At 41.3% G+C, this 22,493-nt stretch carries 18 protein-coding genes and 1 tRNA gene; 15 read left to right on the top strand and 4 right to left on the bottom strand.

The genetic code is table 11. The features are described 5' to 3' along the window. Positions 1 to 197 precede the first annotated feature (197 nt). Together R2R71_RS13865 and R2R71_RS13860 are read left to right on the top strand one after the other, a co-directional pair. On the top strand, positions 198 to 1,034 hold the full coding sequence (locus R2R71_RS13865) for a TonB family protein (RefSeq protein WP_316831877.1): 837 nt from the start codon (positions 198 to 200) through the stop codon (positions 1,032 to 1,034). 17 nt (positions 1,035 to 1,051) lie between these two features. After that, entirely contained in the window at positions 1,052 to 1,396 is a 345-nt protein-coding gene (locus tag R2R71_RS13860; RefSeq protein WP_316831876.1) for a hypothetical protein, read from the top strand. A gap of 1,507 nt (positions 1,397 to 2,903) precedes the next feature. Here R2R71_RS13860 and purL read toward each other — a convergent pair. Further along, the gene (purL, locus tag R2R71_RS13855) at positions 2,904 to 6,584 is read right to left on the bottom strand and encodes a phosphoribosylformylglycinamidine synthase (RefSeq protein WP_410478232.1); all 3,681 of its coding nucleotides are present in this window, start codon (positions 6,582 to 6,584) and stop codon (positions 2,904 to 2,906) included. A 190-nt stretch (positions 6,585 to 6,774) separates the two neighbouring features. Between purL and R2R71_RS13850 the strand changes: the two genes are divergently transcribed. The 4 genes from R2R71_RS13850 to fbp all read left to right on the top strand — a co-directional run bounded on the left by R2R71_RS13850 (position 6,775) and on the right by fbp (position 9,886). Beyond that, entirely contained in the window at positions 6,775 to 7,164 is a 390-nt protein-coding gene (locus R2R71_RS13850) for a VOC family protein (protein ID WP_316831875.1), read from the top strand. Positions 7,165 to 7,441: 277 nt separating this feature from the next. Next, a complete protein-coding gene (locus R2R71_RS13845; RefSeq protein ID WP_316831874.1) occupies positions 7,442 to 8,152 on the top strand; it encodes a tRNA1(Val) (adenine(37)-N6)-methyltransferase in 711 nt (236 codons plus the stop codon). A gap of 143 nt (positions 8,153 to 8,295) precedes the next feature. After that, positions 8,296 to 8,787 (top strand): metallophosphoesterase family protein, encoded by a 492-nt coding sequence (locus R2R71_RS13840; protein WP_316831873.1) that lies wholly within the window; start codon positions 8,296 to 8,298, stop codon positions 8,785 to 8,787. Between the two features lie 19 nt (positions 8,788 to 8,806). Further along, complete coding sequence (fbp, locus tag R2R71_RS13835) at positions 8,807 to 9,886, top strand: class 1 fructose-bisphosphatase (RefSeq protein WP_316831872.1); 1,080 nt, start codon at positions 8,807 to 8,809, stop codon at positions 9,884 to 9,886. An 81-nt stretch (positions 9,887 to 9,967) separates the two neighbouring features. Here the strand turns inward: fbp and rnhA are convergent, their stop codons facing one another. Beyond that, complete coding sequence (gene rnhA, locus R2R71_RS13830) at positions 9,968 to 10,435, bottom strand: ribonuclease HI (RefSeq protein ID WP_316831871.1); 468 nt, start codon at positions 10,433 to 10,435, stop codon at positions 9,968 to 9,970. A gap of 176 nt (positions 10,436 to 10,611) precedes the next feature. Between rnhA and R2R71_RS13825 the strand changes: the two genes are divergently transcribed. The 3 genes from R2R71_RS13825 to R2R71_RS13815 all read left to right on the top strand — a co-directional run bounded on the left by R2R71_RS13825 (position 10,612) and on the right by R2R71_RS13815 (position 15,298). Continuing rightward, positions 10,612 to 10,685: transfer RNA gene (locus R2R71_RS13825), tRNA-His, on the top strand. A 966-nt stretch (positions 10,686 to 11,651) separates the two neighbouring features. Continuing rightward, complete coding sequence (locus R2R71_RS13820) at positions 11,652 to 14,123, top strand: TonB-dependent receptor (protein WP_316831870.1); 2,472 nt, start codon at positions 11,652 to 11,654, stop codon at positions 14,121 to 14,123. Further along, positions 14,123 to 15,298: a PepSY-associated TM helix domain-containing protein gene (locus R2R71_RS13815; RefSeq protein ID WP_316831869.1), complete on the top strand. Its 1,176-nt coding sequence runs from the start codon at positions 14,123 to 14,125 to the stop codon at positions 15,296 to 15,298. The genes R2R71_RS13820 and R2R71_RS13815 overlap by 1 nt, the downstream gene beginning before the upstream one ends. Before the next feature lie 153 nt (positions 15,299 to 15,451). Here the strand turns inward: R2R71_RS13815 and R2R71_RS13810 are convergent, their stop codons facing one another. Both R2R71_RS13810 and R2R71_RS13805 read right to left on the bottom strand, forming a co-directional pair. Beyond that, a complete protein-coding gene (locus tag R2R71_RS13810; protein WP_316831868.1) occupies positions 15,452 to 16,189 on the bottom strand; it encodes a hypothetical protein in 738 nt (245 codons plus the stop codon). 1,331 nt (positions 16,190 to 17,520) lie between these two features. Continuing rightward, positions 17,521 to 17,739 carry a hypothetical protein gene (locus R2R71_RS13805; protein WP_316831867.1) on the bottom strand — a complete coding sequence of 73 codons (219 nt, stop codon included), beginning with the start codon at positions 17,737 to 17,739 and terminating at the stop codon, positions 17,521 to 17,523. A 267-nt stretch (positions 17,740 to 18,006) separates the two neighbouring features. Here R2R71_RS13805 and R2R71_RS13800 point away from each other — a divergent pair, with 267 nt between their 5' ends. The 6 genes from R2R71_RS13800 (at position 18,007) to R2R71_RS13775 (ending at position 22,195) form a co-directional block, all read left to right on the top strand. Further along, entirely contained in the window at positions 18,007 to 18,762 is a 756-nt protein-coding gene (locus R2R71_RS13800) for a hypothetical protein (RefSeq protein WP_316831866.1), read from the top strand. Further along, entirely contained in the window at positions 18,762 to 19,163 is a 402-nt protein-coding gene (locus R2R71_RS13795; protein ID WP_316831865.1) for a DUF5675 family protein, read from the top strand. The genes R2R71_RS13800 and R2R71_RS13795 overlap by 1 nt, the downstream gene beginning before the upstream one ends. Positions 19,164 to 19,259: 96 nt before the next feature. Further along, positions 19,260 to 19,463 (top strand): hypothetical protein, encoded by a 204-nt coding sequence (locus tag R2R71_RS13790; RefSeq protein WP_316831864.1) that lies wholly within the window; start codon positions 19,260 to 19,262, stop codon positions 19,461 to 19,463. Continuing rightward, positions 19,456 to 19,629 (top strand): hypothetical protein, encoded by a 174-nt coding sequence (locus R2R71_RS13785; protein WP_316831863.1) that lies wholly within the window; start codon positions 19,456 to 19,458, stop codon positions 19,627 to 19,629. Before R2R71_RS13790 ends, R2R71_RS13785 begins: the two co-directional genes overlap by 8 nt. Before the next feature lie 247 nt (positions 19,630 to 19,876). After that, complete coding sequence (locus R2R71_RS13780; RefSeq protein ID WP_316831862.1) at positions 19,877 to 20,683, top strand: hypothetical protein; 807 nt, start codon at positions 19,877 to 19,879, stop codon at positions 20,681 to 20,683. Positions 20,684 to 20,686: 3 nt separating this feature from the next. Then, positions 20,687 to 22,195: a phage exclusion protein Lit family protein gene (locus R2R71_RS13775; RefSeq protein WP_316831861.1), complete on the top strand. Its 1,509-nt coding sequence runs from the start codon at positions 20,687 to 20,689 to the stop codon at positions 22,193 to 22,195. The last annotated feature ends 298 nt before the right edge of the window (positions 22,196 to 22,493 follow it).

Here is a 22,493-nt window from a genome sequence, read left to right as displayed (position 1 = left end):
GTTATGTTTTTTGTCAAAAATAGTATATTTTATTAATTTTTATAAAACATTTTGGTTAAATAAATAAAAATTGTAGAAAATGAAATATAAAAATGTTTTTAAGGTGGAAAATTTCACTTTTCATAAATAATATAGATTTTTTTAAAGTTTTATGGAATTGCCCGATTTTCTACATCATGCTATAAAACTCAAAAACTATGTTTAACTCATCAATTAATGTTTACAAAACCGAGTGGCTCGATATTGTATTCGCAGGCAGAAACAAAAATTATGGTGCTTATGCATTAAGGTTGCAATCATCATCAATTTTAACCAGATCCTTATTTATTGCAAGCAGTGCCTTTGTGCTGTTTTTTGTGAGCCCCATGGTTTACAGCAAAATGTTTCCCGAGGCGGAGGAAGTAAAAACTGCTCCCAAGGTTATTGATTTGAAGGATGTTATTCATACAATGAAAAAACCGGAGCCTGAGAAGAAAGTTGAGCCGGAAAAAGCAGCACCTGTAAAAGTTAAAACGGTTGCTGTTCCTTCGAAAATCGTGGTGACCAACGATGCAGTTTTACCGCCACCAACCATGAATGATATGAAAGATGCCGTAATCAGCTCGGTAACGCAAGACGGCGAAATTAAACCGAATTTAGTAATTGCTACCAACCCGGGAAATGGTAATGGCGAAACAAAAGGTACGGAAACCGGAACATCTACCGGAAACGAGGTTGTTGATTTGCCGGGTGTTGATGAATATCCGGAATTTGAGGGTGGCATGAAAGCCTGGGCGAAATACATTCAGCGTAATCTAAAGTACCCATACCAGGCGCAGGAAGCTGAACGCCAGGGAAAAGTTTTTTTAAGCTTTGTGGTGGAGAAAGACGGCTCAATCAGTAACGTAACTTTAGTAAAAGGTATAGGACTAGGTTGCGATGAAGAAGCGATTAAAGTGATCAGGAAATCACCAGCCTGGAAACCCGGCAAAAATAAAGGCATTCCGGTACGTGTACGCTATAACCTGCCAATTAACTTTCAGCTTACCAATTAACCTTACTTAAGCTACCTATGAAAAACATGATTTTATGCCTGATGCTGATGCTTGCTATTAATAAAGGAAAGGCTATGGCCTGTACCACTGGCGAAACCATACAAGTGTATAGTGAAAAACTTGCCGCTGCAGATATTAAGGCCGGAAATATCAAATTCCTTTTAAGAGGTGGTATTGCACCTACTTATTTCAAAGGACAGGAACTGTTTGAGAAAAAGTACGGCCTTAAGTATTATGAGTTTGGTTGTGTTATGCCTGCGGACATATCCATAAAGGATTATAATAAAGTGGTAGCAGCCTTTATGGATGGCAAATTTGGAAAGGACTGGCGCAAAGAGGTAAGGAAGGATGTGGTGATGTAATAGGTAAGATGGATGATGTATGATGGAGAATGTAAGATGGAGGATTTAGGTTTGAATGAAACGCTCTCTTTTGGTATAGTGAGGTTGGGTTAAATTGAAACGGCTTTGAGTTAAACTCAAGCCGTTTTTTATCTTAGCCGTTGTTCATATCGTACTGTTCAGTCTGTCCTCTTGAGCTTAGTCGAAGGGCTCAGTAAGTCGTCATTGCGAGGCTGGGCCAGAGTGAGCTGAAGCAATCTTTAAAAGTTCCCGCTATTCCGCGCTCCAATCGGGATGACGAGTTGTGGAGTGGATGCTACGAGGCGGGTGCTATCCGTCACCCTGAACTTGTTTCAGGGTCTTGCTCATTAGCTGCTGAACTAAATTCAGCATGACGACAAACCGAACCGTCATTTCGACTGTAACGGAGAAATCTTTTCCGTTAGTTACATTTGTTATTGTTTTAGTTTAAAAGCTCCCGCTGTTCCGCTGCGCTCCAATCGGGATGACGACTTGTGGAGTGGAAGCTACGAGGCGGGCGCTATCCGTCACCCTGAATTTGTTTCAGGGGCTTATTCATTAGCTGCTGAACTGAATTCAGCATGACGACAAACCAAACCGTCATTTCGACTGTAACGGAGAAATCTTTTCGGTTAGTTACCTTTGTTATAGCTTCAGTTTAAAAGCTCCCGCTGTTCCGCTGCGCTTCAATCGGGATGACGACTTATAGGAAATAGGTTGTTTTGGAAGAGGTTGCTTCGTGCCTCGCAATGACGAGTTATGGGGCTGTCCTCCTGAGCGTAGTCGAAGGATTACTCAGCAGTCGTTGCGAGGCCTGGAATGAGCGAGCCGAAGCAATCCATTTAATGTACACTTTCAACTTGTATAACTGAAAAAGAAATTAGAAATTTGTATGTATAACCAGTTTAGATTTAATCGATAATCTGTATAGCTGTTCACAGCCAAGATTAATACCGCGATTCCGCTATTTTTCACCAATAATTTTCATCATTAAGTCCACCTTAAGTCCGACTCAAGTCCGCCTTTAGTCCACCTTTTATCCACCCTTACTTCATATTATCTCCCAGTGTACGCCAATACTGCTTCAGTAACACTTCGACTCCCGGGAACTAAAGTATTCAGGGATCAGACCGGGATAGCTATAGGATAGCAATTAAATCATTGTCTTGTCAAGCCCGGCGTACCGATGGCTTCCAAAACACCAGCCGAACAAGTCCCGAAGTTTTCCAAATGTTAAGGTTAAGAAAAGTAGAAGCAGAGTTAGAAGCCTCCGCAATAGTTAGCGAACAATTTTCAATTGGCAGGTTACAGTTAGCACCGTCATTGCGAGGCGGGCGCTATCCGTCACCCTGAACTTGTTTCAGGGTCTTACTCATTGGATGCTGAACTAAATTCAGCATGACGACAAATCGAATCGTCATTTCGACCGTAGAGGAGAAATCTTTTTACAAAAAAAAAGGGTGATGGTTTTTAATTCCATCACCCGTTTTACATCTTCCATCTAATCCTATCCTTTGTTCTCTATCCATTTACGGGCATTAACAAAAGCTTCCATCCATGGCGAAACTTCATCATTACGTCCTTTCGGGTAATTCGCCCAGTGCCATTGGAACAATGAACGCTCAATATGTGGCATCATTACCAGGTGTCTGCCAGTCGTATCGCACATCATAGCGGTATTGTAATCAGAACCATTAGGGCTTGCAGGATAGTTTTCGTAAGCGTACTTCGCTACAATGCTGTATTGATCTTCTGCATAAGGCAAACTGAACCTGCCTTCACCATGTGATACCCATACCCCTAAAGTACTTCCCGCCAGGCTTGATAACATTACAGAATTATTTTCAGCCACTGTTAAAGAAGTGAAAATACTTTCGTGCTTATGACTTTCGTTATGCAGCATCTTAGGTTTTTCCTGATGGTCTTTATTAATTAAGCCAAGCTCAACAAATAACTGACAACCGTTACAAACACCAACAGAAAGTGTATCCGGACGGGCAAAAAAGTTTTCTAAAGCAAGTCTTGCTTTTTCATTATACATAAATGCACCTGCCCATCCTTTTGCCGAACCTAAAACATCGGAGTTAGAGAAACCACCAACAGCACCAATAAACTGGATGTCTTCAAGTGTTTCCCTGCCCGAAATTAAGTCGGTCATGTGTACATCCTTTACATCAAAGCCTGCAAGGAACATGGCGTTGGCCAGTTCGCGTTCTGAGTTACTTCCTTTCTCGCGGATTACAGCTGCCTTAGGTTTTGGTTTACTATTATCAATTACCGGTTTTTTTCCATCAAACTGCGCAGGGAAAGTATATTTTAAGGCCTGGTGTTTATAGTTGTCGAAACGTTCTTTGGCTTTAACCGGCCCGCTTTGTTTTTTATCTAACAGGTAAGATGTTTTGAACCATACATCACGCAAGTGATCAATATCAAAACTGAAACTTTCTGCGCCGTTTTTAATGGCTAATGAAGCTGAAGCGTTAACCGTTCCTATTTTATGGAAGGCCACGCCTGCATCTTTTAATATGCTTTCGGCCGAAGCATCTGCCTGGAAAACCAAGGCAATGTTTTCTGCAAATAATACCTTAATAATATCCTGCTCTGCCAGTGGCGATAAATCAATTGATGCACCTAAGTTCCTGTCGGCAAAACACATTTCCAGCAGGGTTGTAATTAAACCACCGCTACCGATATCGTGTCCGGCCTGAATTTTATCTGCTTTAATTAACTGCTGAATGGTGTTGAAAGCCAGCTTAAGTTTTGCTGCATCTTTAACATCAGGGGTTTCGCTGCCGATTTTATTTAAAATCTGTGCAAATGATGAACCGCCGAGTTTATAAGTGTCGTCAGAAAGGTTGATGTAATAAATTGCGCCACCATCTTTCTGTAGTACAGGTTCTACTACCTTATTAATATCGTTACAGCTGGCACCGGCAGAAATGATTACCGTTCCAGGTGCAATTACGTCTCCGTCTTTGTATTTCTGTTTCATCGAAAGTGAATCTTTTCCCGTAGGGATATTGATTCCCAGATCGATGGCGAAATCAGAACAGGCTTTTACGGCCTGGTATAGCCTTGCATCTTCACCTTCGTTTTTACAGGCCCACATCCAGTTGGCAGATAATGAAACGCTTTTTAAGCCATCTTTTAAAGGTGCCCACACAATGTTTGAAAGCGACTCGGCAATGGCAATCCTGCTGCCTGCTGCGGCATCGATTAATGCCGAAACCGGTGCATGACCAACCGATGTGGCAATACCTTCTTTGCCCTGAAAATCCAATGCCATTACGCCACAGTTATTTAATGGTAACTGCAAAGGGCCTGCGGTTTGTTGTTTTGCAACGCGGCCACCCACGCAACGATCTACTTTATTGGTTAGCCAGTCTTTTGAAGCTACGGCCTCCAATTGCAATACCTGCTCCAGGTAATCAGTTAGCTTGCTGCTGTCGTAATTTACGGCTTCATATTTCCGGTCGATAGTATTATCTTCCATTATCACCTTTGGCGAACTTCCGAACATGTCCTTCAGTTCTAAATCCATAGGTTTTATGCCTGTGCTTGCCGATTTAAAGGTGAAGCGCTTATCGCCGGTAACCTTACCAACGGTATACATCGGCGAACGCTCACGATCGGCAATTTTTTGTAAGGTTTCAATGTGTTCATTCCCGATAACCAATCCCATACGTTCCTGCGATTCGTTACCAATAATTTCTTTAGCTGAAAGGGTAGGGTCGCCTACAGGTAATTTATCCAGGTTAATTAAACCACCGGTTTCTTCAACCAGTTCGGATAAACAGTTCAGGTGACCACCTGCACCATGATCGTGAATAGAAACAATGGTGTTATGATCGCTCTCTACCATACCACGCACGGCATTTGCCGCCCTTTTCTGCATTTCCGGGTTCGAACGTTGTATAGCGTTCAGCTCAATGCCCGAGCCATGCTCACCGGTATCGGCAGATGATACTGCCGCACCGCCCATACCTATTCTATAGTTTTCGCCACCAAGCACAACAATATTGTCGCCTTCCTGTGGTTTTTGTTTTTTAGCCTGACTGGCTTTACCGTAGCCAATACCACCAGCAAGCATAATTACTTTATCGTAACCCAGCTTTTGTGTGCTATTAAGTTTGTCGAAATGTTCTTCGTGTTCGAAAGTTAAAACAGAACCGGTAATTAATGGCTGACCAAATTTATTACCGAAATCGGTAGCACCGTTCGATGCTTTGATCAGGATATCCATTGGTGTCTGGTACAACCACTGTCTTTCCTCAACGCCTTTTTCCCATGGACGGTTTTCTTCTAAACGGGAAAGGGCAGTCATGTAAACAGCTGTTCCAGCCAGTGGCAAGGAACCCTGACCACCTGCCAGCCTGTCTCTGATTTCACCTCCCGAGCCTGTAGCCGCACCGTTAAAAGGCTCTACCGTAGTGGGGAAGTTATGTGTTTCTGCTTTTAGGGAAATCACCGATTCGAAATCGCTGGTGGTGTAAAAATCAGGTTCATCCGCACGTTTAGGTGCAAACTGCTGTACAACAGGGCCTTTTATAAAAGCTACGTTATCTTTGTATGCCGAAACGATATCGTTAGGGTTTTCTTCTGATGTTTTGCGGATTAATTTGAATAGCGATGTTGGCTGTTCAACACCGTCGATCACGAATTTTCCGTTAAAGATTTTATGACGGCAGTGTTCCGAATTCACCTGCGAGAAACCAAAAACCTCCGAATCGGTTAAGGGTCTTTTCAGGCTTTCGGCCAGTGAATTTAAATACTCAACTTCTTCATCGCTAAGCGAAAGGCCTTCCTGTTTATTGTAAGCTGCTATGTCGTCAATTTCCAATATCGGCTCAGGCTTAATGTTGATGGTGAAAACATACTGATCAAGCTTAGCATATTTTTGTGATAACATCGGGTCGTAATCCGAGAAATCTTCGGCAACGCCTTTAAATTCTTCAATCCTGATGATCCCCTGCATGTCCATGTTCTGGGTAATCTCTACCGCATTGGTACTCCATGGCGTGATCATGGCTGCACGTGGGCCTACAAAAAAACCGCTCAGCGCAGTTTCCGTTTGTAATTTGGCGCCACCAAATAACCATTCAAGTTTAGTAATATCATTTTGTGAAAGCGTTTCGTTTATTTGAACAACAAAAACCGCCTGCGATTGACTAAGGAAGAAATGAATCATGCTTTTTTTTTGAAAGCGCAAATTTAGGTTTTTTAAATTTAATGCGTGAATGAATGGCTGATTGAATGATAGAATGTTGAAATAATGATACGAATGTGGAGAAGAAGGAAGGCTTGGGTGAATGATTGGATGAATTCAGGCTTTTTTCTGCAACTTTGCCATAGCATTCACTCATTCAAAACGTAAATTCATGTTTAAGCGCATCCACCATATTGCCATTATTGCCTCAGATTACGAAGTTTCGAAAGATTTTTATGTAAACAAGCTGGGTTTTGCTGTTATTGGCGAGGTTTACCGGGAGGAACGTAAATCGTATAAGCTCGATCTGGCTGTAAATGGTTTATACCAGATTGAATTGTTTTCGTTTCCCGATCCGCCACAAAGGCCCTCGCGACCTGAAGCCTGTGGTTTAAGGCACCTGGCTTTTGATGTTACCAATATTGATCAGGAAATTGAACGTTTAAATGCACAGGGGATTAAAACTGAGCCTGTCCGGATTGATGAATTTACGGGTAAGCGTTTTACTTTTTTTAACGATCCGGATGGCCTGCCACTTGAGCTTTATGAGCAACTGGATTAAAAACAAAGAGGCCAACAATTTTGTTGTTGGCCACTTAGATACCGATCGAGTAATCATTTGTTTTTGCAGCTCAAAGCCCGGTATAAACGCGGTTCATTCAAATTGCTGAAACAAACATAGGCTAAGGAAATCGCTTTCGAAAACAAACGTTTGTGGAAGTTATTAACAGCAGTAAACGGTCGGGGTGATAAAGCTGTTAAATAGCGGCAGTAGTCTGGTTAATAGCGTTTTAAGGAGATGCAGTATTGTGGAAAACATTAATAAATAATTTTAGGGCATGGCAGGAGATATGATCTTTAAGTTTAAACAGTTTGCGGTCGACCAGGCAGGCTGTGCCATGAAGATTAATACCGATGGTGTTTTGCTGGCCGCCAGTGTCAGTGCACCTGTATCAAAATATGTACTCGATATCGGGACAGGCACGGGTGTAATCGCCTTAATGCTGGCACAGCGCTTTCCCGAAGCCTTAATAGATGCGGTGGAAATTGATCTGCAGGCTGCGGAAACTGCCAGTCGTAATGCCAGGAACTCCGTTTATGACGAAAGGATTTGTGTACACCACAGTTCATTTCAGGATTTTGATACCCACAGGCAGTACGACCTGATTGTTTCGAATCCGCCTTTCTTTGTTAAGGACTTAAAAAACGAGGAGCAGCGCAAAGGCATTGCCAGGCATGCCGATGAAGATTTCTTTGAGATGCTCCTTCGTAAATCTGCCACGCTTCTATCAGAAGAAGGCAGGTTGTGGCTTGTTTTGCCCCTTAAGCAGGCTGAAGTGGTGGCGCAAACAGGGGCAGGCATGGGCTTGTTTGTGGTTGAAAAGGTTTATATGCATTCAGATGAAAGTAAGCCACCATTCCGGATGATGATCTGCCTCACTAAATCAAGCCGGGAATGCCTTGAAAACCATCTCTATATTTACGTAGCCGAGAAGGTGCATACCCAGGCTTATAAAGATTTGCTGAAAGATTTTTTTCTGCATTATTAATGATAAGATTGTATAATCAATTATAGCAAAAAAGCAGTGCAATGCTGATCAGGTTTTAACGGAAAAGGCAGGTTTTTATAAGCCTTGTTTTTCTGAAAATTAGGCTCCGGCAGCACCGGAATATTTAAAATTTAAAATTTTTAATGAAAAAAATAGGACTGATTTCTGATACCCATGGTTACCTTGATGAAAGTGTTTTTAAACATTTTGATGATTGCGATGAAATCTGGCATGCCGGCGATTTTGGTCCTGGTGTAGCCGAACCGCTGGCGGCTTTTAAGCCGCTTCGTGGTGTTTATGGTAATATCGATGATGCCACCATCAGAAATGAATTCCCTGAGCAAAATCGATTTAGCTGTGAAGATGTTGATGTATGGATGACCCATATCGGTGGTTATCCGGGTAAATACTCCTCCTATGTAAAACCTGAAATTTACACTAAGCCTCCGAAATTATTTATCACCGGGCACTCCCATATCCTGAAGGTGATGTACGATGAAAAACTAAAATCGCTGCATATTAACCCCGGAGCAGCGGGTAAACATGGCTGGCATAAGGTTCGTACCCTGATTCGTTTTTGCATTACTGATGAAAATATTCATACCTTAGCGGTGATAGAGTTATCGGGTAGATAATGTAAAATATACACTAAGTATGGTTTGTGGCGTTAAAACACTAGGACAATTTATTATAGAAAAACAGGCTGATTTTCCCTATGCCAAAGGCGAATTATCGAGGCTTTTAAGGGATATCGCCATTGCGGCAAAAATTGTAAACCGTGAGGTGAACAAGGCTGGCCTGGTGGATATACTGGGCGACGTGGGCAGTACCAATATCCAGGGGGAAGAACAAAAGAAATTAGATGTTTATGCCAACGAGCAGTTTATTGCGGCCCTGACCAGTGGGGGCGAATGCTGCATTGTGGCTACGGAGGAGGAAGATGAGATTATCCACATCGAATCGCCGGTATCGCAAAATGCCAAATACATTGTATGTATCGATCCGCTTGATGGTTCGTCGAATACCGATGTAAACGTAGCCGTGGGGACTATTTTCTCTATCTACAGGCGCAAATCGACCGAAGGGAAAGCCAGTATCAGCGATGTGCTGCAAAAGGGTACGCAGCAGGTGGCTGCAGGTTACATTATCTATGGTTCTTCAACCATGCTGGTGTATACTACCGGAAAAGGTGTTAACGGCTTTACTTTAGATCCTTCGATCGGCGAATTCTGCCTTTCGCATCCTGAAATGAAAATGCCCGAAACGGGTTACCTCTATTCCATTAACGAAGGTAATTATGTGCATTTCCCTGATGGAGTGAAAAAATATATTAAATATTGCCAGGTGGAAGATGATGCCACGAAGCGCCCATACACTTCGCGTTATATAGGCTCGATGGTGGGCGATATCCACCGGAACCTGATTAAAGGCGGTATCTATATTTATCCTACCACATCCCGCTCGCCAAAGGGTAAGCTCAGGCTGTTGTACGAATGCAACCCGATGGCTTTCATTATTGAACAGGCAGGGGGCAAGGCTACTACGGGTTTCGACAGGATTCTTGATATTATACCCACCGAACTGCACCAGCGGGTACCGATTTTTATCGGCTCCAAGCACATGGTAGAAAAGGCAGAAGAAATGATGCTGCAATATACGCCGCAACCACTTTCTGTGGCTGAAAAGGTTGAAGCCAGGCTCGAAGATTTAGGTGTAATTGGCGGAATTGACTAAAACCGCCATTGCCTATACTTGCTAAGTGCCACTTATTTCTATAAGAAAATTGCTGGTTTTTTAGTTAGCTACAGTTGTTCCTTAAGGATTGTTGCGACGCTCGGCTTCAAAAACAGTATCGATAGCCAGGTTCGCTTTATCCTGCGAAGCAAATACGGCCAGGCGATCGCAGCGTTCGTTTTCGGGATGATCGTTATGGCCCTTAATCCAGATGAACCTGATTTTGTGCAGCTTGTTCAGCTCCAGGAACCTGATCCATAAATCTTTGTTCTTCTTGTCTTTGAAGTTTTTGGTCTGCCAGCCAAATACCCATTTCTTCTCTACGGCATCTACCACATATTTAGAATCAGAGTAAACGGTTACCTGCTGGTTCAGGCTTTTCAAGGCTTCGATCCCTTTAATAACGGCAAGCAGTTCCATGCGGTTGTTGGTAGTCATACGGAAACCGCCACTCAGTTCCTTATAATGTTGCCCTGCCCTTAAAATGGTTCCGTAACCGCCAGGCCCCGGGTTTCCGCTGGCTGCGCCGTCTGTGTAAATCTCTATCATAAACGCCGTAAAGTTATGTTTTTAGCCTTAAAAGCCATGCTTAACCGGGCTTTTAAAAAAATATTTAAAATTCAATTTATTGAATAATAGCCAATTAAATTGTGATTGCTTTCTTTAACAAAAAAATATTTGCAGAAAATAATAAAAGTCGTACTTTTGTGACACTAAAAAATACGGTGGCTGTAGCTCAGTTGGTTAGAGTATTGGTTTGTGGTGCCGAGGGTCGTGGGTTCGAGCCCCATCAGCCACCCCGATTTTAAAAGGTCTTAAATGTAAATTTAAGACCTTTTTTTTATGCCTGAAATAAGGCACGAGCAAAACGCCTGCGCTAAAGAGTTAGTCACAGAAACACGGAAGGTTTATTTGTTTACAAGCATAACCCACATGCCATGCACCGCATAAGTTTTTTACCATATAAGGCATGTAAGGTCTTATAAGGAAATATCACAAATCTATACGGGTTAGCCACGGAAACAAGAAAAACACGGAAGGTTTTTTGTTTACACACGCTAAACCTACAAGACATGCACGGCCTATGTGTGCACCAGCGAGGAGCAGTGCAAAACGTTTGAACAGCGCTTGTAGCAAACAGATCCTTCCTGTCGTCAGGATGACAATCAATAACCCGTCATTGCGAGGAAGAATGAGGAAGCAATCTCTCTCATTAACTTACAACAAAAGATTGCTCCGGTTCGCTTGATTCCAGCGTCGCAAAGATGGGATGATATGTCCTTCGACTAAGCTCAGGATGGCAGTTGGGGCGAGCGGGGAATATTGCGTGATCGGATATAAATTAACCACCCCCAACCCCTCCTTAAAAAAAGGAGGGGAGTTACAGGCGATGTGCAGAAAATTTGATGATGGAGTAGTGTCATTAACATTTATTTTAGTCGGTGGGTTTTGCGGCCTAGGCCATCGAGGTAGATTGCTTCGGCTCGCTCCAGTCCAGCCTCGCAATGACGGAATGTGGAGGCAGGGTTAGTTAAGTGCAAATAGGTTGCAGATCTTTCCTGTCGTCAGGATGACAATCTATAAGGCGTCATTGCGAGGAAGGATGACGAAGCAATCGCTCTCATTAACTTACACAGGTAAATGATTTATCGAAAAATTGTTAGCAATGAATATCTAGAATTAATCTAAATAGTTTCCGAATATCAAAAACTTGGATTATTTTCGCGCTTCTGTTTAATCAGTCTAAATAATCATTATTAACTACATGAAGATAAATTTTACTAGATCGTTGATTTTAATCAACCTGTTGGGACTTTTATGTCTCAACGTTTTCGCCCAACAAAAGGTAACACTGCAGGGAAGCGTAAAAGATACGCAAGGAAAAGCCATTCCTGGTGTTACTATAACTGTTCAGGGTACCAATATCAATACAGCTACCACTAACAGGGGTTTATATAAACTCGAATTAAACGCGGGAAAATATACCCTTAGCTATAATTTTATCGGTTTTAAAACCCTTACCAAAAGTGTGGATCTGAGCGCAGGTGAGCAAACTGAAAACATTGTGCTTCAGGAATCTAATGACAACCTGCAACAGGTAGAAATTACCGGCCGTAAGGAAAAAGCCTACAAAACTAAGGCTACATTCATCGGTAAGATAGAAAACGAATTGAAGGATATTCCGCAGTCGGTTTCTTATGCCAGTAAAGAACTTATTGCAGACCAGGGCTTGATGAGAGTAGGGGAAGTGGTGAAGAATTTCAGTGGCGTTAATCAGTTTAGCTTTTATGACGACTTAACCATCCGTGGCTTTCGTGTAAACGGGCAAACTAATACGCAATTAATCAATGGTTTGCGCACCAGTACCGGTTTCTGGAAACAATCACTGGCCAATTACCTGGAGCGTGTTGAAGTATTAAAAGGGCCTTCTTCTGCTTTGTTTGGGAATGCAAGTCCCGGAGGAGTGGTAAACCGCGTAACTAAAAAACCTTTAGATGAAACCCGCAGGTCGGTGAGCTTAACCATGGGTAGTTTTAATACTTTCAGAGGGCTGGCAGATTTTACAGGTCCGGCAAGCAAAGACAGTACATTACTTTACCGCCTTAACCTGGGTTATGAAAACGCAGAAACTTTCAGGGATTTGATGTTTGACCGCAATTTTGTTATCGCTCCATCGCTAACCTTTGTACCATCTGAAAAAACCAGGATTAATTTTGACCTTGTTTACACCGATTCGAAAAGCAGGCTTGACCGTGGACAACCTATTTTCGGAAGTTTTGATCTAAACTCAACCCCACAGTCGTTGTCGCTTAATACCACTAACGATTATTTAAACGAGCTTACTTACAATGCTACGATTTCCATCACCCATAAGATAACCGATAACCTAAGCCTTAATGCCTCATACCTTAAAACGGGCTACTCGGAAGATTTAAATGAACACCGTACCTCAAATTCGTACGGCGTTGATGGCAACGGTGTTGCAATAAATAACCTTGCCGGTATGAACGTGCAGATCAGGAAGCGTAAACGTTTTATGGATAATTTTTCTGGTTATGTTAACTATACCCCAAAAACAGGCATCATTGAACATAAAATTGTAGCAGGCTATGATTTCGCAAGTGAGAAAACACCCGTTGGTGGCTCTCAGCTCACCGCTGGCGGTTATCGTAATGCAGCCAACAATGGTTTCATCGCAACTTATGTAGTGGCTAATAAATCAAGGTATTTGCTTGATGCTGCAGGGAATCCGGTTCCCAATGTGCCGCATTTTAATTTAAACGATCCCCTGTCTTCACAAAGGATGCAGGATGACAGCAAACTTTTCTTTGCCCAGTCTGTTGTTGCCCCGGCTTATTATTACCTGAATTCAGGCTACCTGCAGGACCAGTTTAAAATCGGTGCTTTACAGATTCTTGCTGGCGTACGCTATGAATATTATACCGATTTCGCCGGCTATAAAACGCCAGCTGAAGCTAAAGCCAATTCGCATGCCTGGTTGCCAAGATTTGGAGCGGTATACAGCATCAATCAGCATATCAACCTTTATGGAAGTTATGTTGAAGGATATAATCCACAAACTTCAGCAACGATATCCAACCCCAATGCAGGTGGCCCGTTTAATCCCCTGGAAAGTAATATGGTAGAATTTGGTACCAAGACCAGCTGGTTCAGGGATCAACTGAGCGTGAGCGCTGCCGTGTACCAGATCAAGCAAACCGGCGCACTTTATGCAACCCCGGGTGTGGTAGATGTGCTCAGACAGATCGGCGATGAACAATCCCGCGGTTTTGAGCTTGATGTTATTGGTAAGATTATGCCAAACTGGAACGTTATTGCTTCTTATTCATACAACAGATCAAAGATCCTCGAGAGCGGAACACCTGGTGAAATTGGTATCCAGAAACCAAATGCGCCGAAGAATACGGCCAACTTGTGGACCAGGTACTCCTTCCTTGATGGCGCAGTGAAAGGATTTGGTATTGGCCTTGGTATTAACTATACCGATAAACGTAACCTGATTTATGATGCAAGGTTCTCTCCGCAGGATCAAATCACCATTCCATCTTTCACGCTCTTCAATGCAGCACTTTTTTACAATATCGGAAAACTACAACTTCAGCTTAACGCCAATAATATTGGCAATAAAAAACACTGGGTTGGTGGTTACGACTACTTACGTTTATTTCCCGGACAACCAGAGAATTATATGTTAACCGTTGGCTATTCATTTTAATGGCAAAGAGCAGATTTAAAAAAGCGGCGGGCTGGCTCCATCTATGGATTGGGCTGGTAACCGGCCTGGTGGTGGTTATTGTTTCCGTAACCGGATGCATTTATGTTTTTGATGAGGAAATTTTTAACAAGATCCACAGTGATTTGGTATACGTTCAGAAAACCGGCCCCGCAAGGCCGGTTTCTGAATTACTTGCCAATGCGCAGCAGGCAGCCGGAACAGGTAAAGAACTTAGCAATGTCAAGATCAGTTCGGATAATAAAAGCTATGTCTTCTCCGGATTTAAAGTTAATGACCGCAAAAAAATAAACCTCTGGTATTTCAGCCAGTTTGAGTACCTCGACGAAGTTTATGTAAACCAGTATACCGGGAAAGTGCTCGGTGTGATGGATATGCGCTATGAATTTTTCAATGTAGTGGAACAACTGCACAGGCAACTGCTATTGGTTAAGCCCATTGGCAGTCCTTTAGTGGGCGCCTGTATCCTCTGCTACCTGCTCATGCTCATTACCGGCTTTATTTTATGGCTGCCAAAGAATTACAAGCAATTCAAAAAAAGTATTAGCATAAAATGGAACGCCAAATGGAAAAGGGTTAACTACGACCTCCACAATAGTTTTGGCTTTTATGTGCTGCCTTTTGCTATCCTCATTGCCATAACCGGACTGGTATGGTCTTTTAAATGGTGGGAAACCGGTATCTACCGTATCCTTGGCGATAAGGGTAAAGCCGGGTTTACCCGGACGCTCCCTAAGATTGATGCCAGCGATACGACACTGAATAAAATCGATATTATCCATTACCGGCTGCTTAAAAAGCTTGGTAACGACTGGACGGAAATCGGGATAGGCATTCCAACTGAGAAAGCCAAAGTTTCCATGTCTTTCGTTCAGATCGAAAGTAACCACGATGCCTGGAGAGGGGTAAGCTATTACTTTTATGATGGCCGCACAGGTGATTTTATTGATGCACTGCCACATGATAAAAAGACACTGGGTATGAAATGGCGGAATTCAAATCTTGAACTCCATACCGGAAGGCTCTATGGCTTAGGAACGCAGATCATCGCATTTCTGGCCGCATTAATCAGTGCTTCGCTACCAATTTCAGGCTTCCTGATCTGGTGGGGCAAGCGAAATAAAAATAAAAAGCCATCAACTGTCCCCCTAAAATAGAAATTTAACCACGGAAAACACGGAAGGTTTTTTGTTTACACACGATAAACCATGCATCGCCTATTGTGCGCCAGCGAGGGATTTGCAGAAAAAGTTAATGATGAGTCGTTCTATTAAAAAAAAGCCCATACATTTTGTACGGGCTTTAGAAGACTAGTCAATCACATCAGTAATTTCAGATACTTTGGGTTCTTTAAGGTTTACACTGCCTACCCAAAAGTGAATTTTACCTTCTGCGTCTTTTGAGGCACTTAATTTTATTGGTACAATCCGATCGGGCCCAAGGCAATTCATGCCAAAAGTAACCCTTGTCATTCGAACATCCGTTGTATTAATCCTGTCATAGAATTCTAGCGGATAATCAGGGAAATCAGTCGCACTGTAGTATACATGTTTTTGAAGAGAGTCTCTGTAAACAACAAATGTATTACCTGCATCATTTTTACCAACAAATACTGTCTGTGAATATGATTTGGTGCTTTTTGTTATTGTTGTTGTACATACTGCTCTTTTGTAGGCAAATAATTTAGATGGCATCCATTCACTTTCCTGACCAGCTACAACAGTCGGATATTCACCGCTTGGAAACTCTTGTGTGCCAGTTCTAACGAAGTTCAAATACCCAACGGCATATCCATCTTTAAGATGTACACGGCTAAACTCGAAAGTTTGCCCATCATACTGTGCAAATGTTTGCCAGGTGCCTGGTTCATTCGGCTTTTCAAATAGTTCCACTTTTTCGAGGCTTTCATAATAGCCAACAACTGCCGATGTATTCGCTTTACCACGGAAAGTTGAGGTCGTTTCTTCGGGCAAGGCTGCGTCTTTTTTACAGCCTAGAAAGGCAGAGGCAACACAAAGACTAAGCATTAAATTTAGCGTTTTTTTCATAATGATGATTAGTTTTTAGATTAGTTAATCTTAAGTGATTTTATAAGTCAATCTAAAAATAAACCCATCGTAATACAAGAAATTATATGGAAGGGCACTAATTCGGGTTGTAAATAGAGAAATCCTATATAAAATATAAAATGCAATGTTTGTTTTCTAAGCATGGTCGGTGGGTTTTACGGCCTGGCCCATCGAAGCAGCAGAAAGCAGGCGGATACTTGCAGTGACCACATGCACAGGCTTGCGCTAGGGAGGGTTAGCCACGGAAACACGGAAAACACGGAATTTTTATTTGTTAACATACGTTAAACCCACACGCCCATCCTGCCTTCACATGCCGTCATTTCGACTGGAGTGCAACGGAATGGAGAAATCTTTGAACCTTTTCTACACCCAGCCCAATAAACCATTGAAACAATCCCATTTCCAACTCAGCCTGTCATCCTGACGCCAGGAAGGATCTGCTTGCTACAGGCACCGTTCAAACATTTTGCACTGGTTCCATTAAGATATTTTCTAACCAGTGTACCAATTCCCTCACTCATAACCTTGCCCCGGCTAGCCGCCGGAAGGCGTTCTTCTTTTCCTTGATGAAAAGAAGCAAAAAATCAAGGCTTGGCGATAATGTCGGTTCAACTCGTCAAAGCTTTAATTACGGCTGCACAAGTGCCGATGCTTCCCGAGATAACCTGACAATCGGCATGGGTGCGCAGCCTTGGACCGTGCAAACCCGAGCAAAACTGCACAAGCTTCAACGGTTGATCACTCCATTATAGCCTAAGCCGTAAAACCCACCGACCATAACCATTAGTAATAACATAACCCTGTCATTAACTTTTTCTGCATTACGCCTGTAACTCCCCGTCTAATTTTAGGAGGGGTTGGGGTGGTTAATTTCCTACTATTTATGCAGCCCGCCCAATGAACCAATTTCCTCCTGTCATCCTGAGCGTAGTAGAGGGATCTTTAACCTTCTCACCAATCACCTTAACTATACTTTGCAGCTTTTTGTATAAGTTCGGCGCTTTTAAATGCCCTTTAAACTACTTACAGGCATGATATATTAATAACTTCGACATTTTTATTGCTACTTGTCGAAGTTAATTATCGTGTTATCTATTTTTACATGCAATAAAATGCAATTATCATGCCTTAGGGATGCAATAGGTATGCGACAAGTATGTAAGGGGCGGGCAAGAAGAACCGGATGGAGCGCATTGAAAGGTTAGACTGGTTCAGACGAGCTTAATTAATGTAATTAAGTAGTTTTTCTTGTTATAAAATTTTCGATTGTAAAACAAAACCCGGGGATGTGGGGCGGGTTATTGTTTTTAGCCGGCCATTACCATAAACAATGGTAATACGAGGCAAATTTTCCGGATTAATTCCAAATCAATGCCAGAATAATCTGCATACTCATCAAACGTAATGTGCTGATCTTTACGTTTGTTCAGCAATAACTTAAGGTTGCGCAATACACGCTGACCTTGTGCTACGCTTTTGCCGGTTAGCATACTAACATCTTTCGGATATATACATACTCTTTTCATGTGAAGTTTTGGTTGAACCGCAGCAGTCGTGGAGGTGCCTAAAGTATTTCGTGAATGGTGAAATACTACCTTTCCTTAAGCAGTAGTAAAAGAACGAAAATTAATATGACTACAATATCTGTAAAAACCAGCGGCTAAACAAGTGTTAAACACTGCTAAAAGCTTCATTTAGGGATAAAAGTGGATAAAAACTGCAAAAGCTTCATTTCGCGACGGCGCTATACTGAGCTATAGCGAACTTTGTTTTCAGATGTAAGACATAATATTATGGCACGTCAGGAAGGAATCATTAAATTAAACGGACGAATCGGGGATTTGACGTTTTACAAAACAAGGAACGGTTACCAGGCAAGGGAAAAAGGCGGTGTTGCCGGCGAGCGGATCAGTACCGATCCAAGGTTTCAGCGCACAAGGGAAAACATGGCCGAGTTTGGCAGGGCAACCAAGGCGGGGAAATTTTTAAGATCGGCATTTAAGGTGCTAACGAACCAACTGGCCGACAAAGGTGTGAGCAACCGCCTAATGAAAGAAATGCTCAAGGTAATCCAGGCAGACAGTTTGAATGAGCGTGGCCTGCGCATGGTACTGGATGCTGAAACAGAACTTTTAACAGGTTTTGAGTTTAACATTAATGCCGCAGTTAGCAGCACGGTTAGTGTTGTTTATGCAACAAGCATCGACAGGGCTTCAGGCGTTCTTGAAATCGAGTTGCCAGATTTTAGCGCAAGAGACCTGATCGTTTCGCCGCAGGGCGCTACTCACTTTAAAATCAGTGCCGCTGCAGCCATGCTGAATTTTGAAGATGAGGTATTCGAGCTCAGCACGAAAGACAGCGACATGCTTGAGGTAAAGGATATCAATGTAGCCTCATTTAACCTGCAATGCCAGTTAACAGCCGCCAGCGCAAAGCCACTGTTCTTGTTGTTTGGTATCAGCTTTTACCAAAGGGTTAACGAATTCGATTACCCTTTAAGCAATGGGGCTTTTAACGGCTTATCATTAGTACAGATAGCCGGGGTGTAATGAATTTATTATTGAGCCGAACCTATTTTAAAGGTGGCACTAATGGTAAAATCAGCTATCAGGGTGAAGTTATCTGTGAAAGTATTGAGTTGCCATGGCGGAACAACAAGCGTAGTATCAGTTGTATACCGGAAGGCCGTTATTTATTGGTTAAACGGATGCATCCGAAACATGGCTTACAGCTTGCCTTAAGTACTGTTCCTAACCGGGAGGCAATTTTAATACATCCGGCAAATTTTGCCATGCGTGAATTACAAGGTTGTATTGCGCCTGTAAGTAAGTGCAACGGTGAAGGAACAGGTAGTTACAGCAGGGTTGCACTTGAAAGGTTGCAATGTCTGATTTACCCGGTCCTTGATGCGGGAGAGCAGGTTAGCTTGCTGATTACATCAGTGCATTAGGTGGTTTGTGCAGGGGGCTTTCCCTGCACAAAATTACTTGCTGTTATATTTTAAAAAAGACGAAAAGCATCAAAATGTAGCAGCATCTATAATCTTTTGAAAAAACAAAAGGAAGAGGGTGTAGCACAAACTTCGGGGAAAGGTTGGCTGCGAGTGATCAAAAAATGTATCAGTGTTGCGGGAAGCACTGCGGGAATTCTCCTTGCAGCGCCATTGAAATTACCGATAAAGGTATTAAAGGCGGCACAGTACATTGTTGTTGCTGCGGGTATTATTAAAGCTGCCGAAAAGGATGAGTAGCACTGAAACCAAGGCCGGTACTGCTACAGGATTAGCTTTAAGCATTCTGGGACAGATTGAACACGATGTGTTGCAAACGCTGGCGCTTGCTGCGCTTGGTGCAACAGTGAGTTTTTTTGTAAGCCGGATTTTGCAATGCTTGTTTAACCGCAAGCGCAAACAGTAGCAAAATTTATTTTTTTATTTGAACGGGTGTACAATCCAGTACACCCGTATGTTATGGGTTAATTAAATTGACTGCATATGTATATCTAACAACAATGGTGATTTATTTAAATTAAATATTGAAAAGATTGTGGTTTTGGTTGAAAAATCAATGCCAATACTAACTGAAAAATCTTGAAAATTAAATGGTTATATCTTTGATATTCTGTATTTTATTAATAGATTTAACACTAATAAACGCTAACTCAATGGGATTTACCTCTTTCTGCCAACAAGACCCTTTGGCAAAATTTATCCGCACAACTTATCAGGCGATACCATTAAGTCTTCCTGATCCACGTTTCAAACCGCTTTCGATAGTTGCAAGCGATGGCACTCACATTAAATATCTTGGAACATTAGATGATGAAAGTTATTCAACCCAATGGCTAGCTCCGAGACAGAATAAAAATGAAATAAGTGACATATCAAAAGTATTATCCTCAGAATTAAAGATTAACCTAGGATTGAAACTTATACAACCTTTCCTTACAGCTTTTATTCCCACACTTGATATTGGATCAACCTTTCATGGACAAGGCGAAGGAAATCACAAACTGAAAATATCAATAAATAAAGTGGCTAGAGATTATATCACACCAATGGCCTGCGCAAAAGCATTTCAAGATGTGAAACTCAGTTTGCCATCACTCAACTTCAGTTCAAAAGAATGTAAAATACTATTGGTTGATTCTATATATACTTCAAAGGAATTTACACTAATTATAGAAGGTGCAAATTCTGGAGATATTACAGCAAAACTAGAAAGCAAAATAGCCGGAAATGCAAAATCAGAACTCGTTTACAGCAAAGAAAATAAACTTGTAGTATCTGGAGAAGTACCTGCAACATTTGCTTTTACATGTGTTGAATTATTGATGGATGGGCAATCTAATGTAACGGGAATAAAAATTCCCTTAGATAGTACAAGAGCGAATGCAGTTCCAATAAATAGTTTTTCATTAGATCATGTGGATATTGGAGAGGCTACTCAATTGGTATTTATAGATGAATAAGAAATGGAAAAAGCGCAGCAATTTCTTGAAAAAATAAAACGAAATTCATATGCACAACTTTCTATGGCATTCCCTGAATGGGAGAATAGAGAATTGAGCTTAGATCAATTGAAGGATTATTTAAAAAATGATCCGGATTACAAGGAAGAAATATTAGCAGAGAAATTAAAGAGTTTACAACGCCATGATAGTATTAACGATCAACAAATAAGCAATTTTGAACGTTCTACTACCTATGATATTTTAGCAGAACGAGTTAACGAACTCCGTAATGTAATATCAGAATCGCTCCCTGAAAAAAACATTGAAAATATATATTTTGGCACCATACCAGGAGGTGGGCTTAATGCTTACACACAAAAAGTACCTGAAACAAATGACTATGTTATTATTATACCAGATGGTCTATTTAACTTAATTAATTTGAGTTGTAAACTTGTTGCGCTTCTACAGCCTTGGGAACAGAGTGCACAGGGACTTGTATATATGCAAACAGCTAGTTATTTACAGTTATATCTTTCTCAAAATCCGTATATAAATTTCCGATGTGAAGATTTATTAAGAGCTTTTTTTCTTAATGGAGATCCGAGAACTGCCGTTCCCTATAAGTATGCAGTTCCACATCAGGAACGACTCTCATATTTGTTAGTTGGTACAGAATTATTCATTTTAATGCATGAAGTGGCACATATCTTTTTAGGACATCTAGAAAAAAATGATGCTATATCAATGGATGACGAAAGAGCTGCAGATCAATTTGCGGTTACTTTATTAACTTCTTTTTTTAAACAGAAACAATATGAATTTCCAGAAGCGAGAAGTGTATTATGTGCTACGCTTTTCCATAATCTTAATAGCCTTTGGGAGCAAATGATGTTGAACATTTCGCCAAATAAAACATTAGATATTATTTCCCATCCAGCCGCACTTGATCGGTGGTTACAGTTTGTAAATGATTTGGAAAATAAACTAGAAGGAAAATCTCCGCACTGGTATATATACATACATAATGCTATGCAAATTGCATTTAGACAAATTGGTTATGCAGCTTTGGACAACATCTTAAAAGATGGAAATAATATATACAATTTCAGTGCTAGGATACTACCGGACAGTTTGGTTTCTTATGGTCATTTAAAACCTTTTAATGAGAAAGAATGGGTAATTACGGTTGCTAAACTTGTTAATAGCGTAGATGAAAAAAATAGGTTAACAGGGCTTTATCTTCTAAATGACAGAGATCCTGATTCTATTATTGGCCTCTATTTAGCCTTGCTGAGTGATGATAAAGAGTTTTACGATATATGCAAGAAATGCCTCATTAGCCTTGAGCCAATATATATGAATTATTTTCCCAGATTATTAGAACTAATTAGGCAGGCAGATAGAGAAGATAGATTGTTTGAATATTTAATTGATGGCCCAAGTTTTCATCTTGGAATGAAAATACGAATGCAACTAGGGGATATTAGACTTCAGCACAGTCCACTTCATCCATCCTTTTATCAATAACCTTGATCTAAAAACAATTAAAATGCATAAAAATATTTATTGTCTTCTAAGCTGACCAAATTATCTAAATTATTGGTAAGCTTGGCAACTCTGTAAAAGTTGACGATTGTTTTGTGAATTATTTTATCCTTTTTTTAGTACCCCAGCATTAGAACATAGCAGATTTGGTAACGCTTACGTAATAAATACATGAATCAATTATTCTTATGAATATAATCAAATTAACCATTTTATTGCTTGAAAGGCCTTTAATTGCCACTAAGTTGAAAAATACTTTAAACAGAAATATCGACTCTAT

The sequence above is a fragment of the Pedobacter aquatilis genome (assembly GCF_032678405.1).
Lineage (GTDB): Bacteria > Bacteroidota > Bacteroidia > Sphingobacteriales > Sphingobacteriaceae > Pedobacter > Pedobacter aquatilis_A.
The sequence above is the reverse complement of the archived record's forward strand: the minus strand, read 5'-3'. Positions and strand labels throughout refer to the sequence as shown.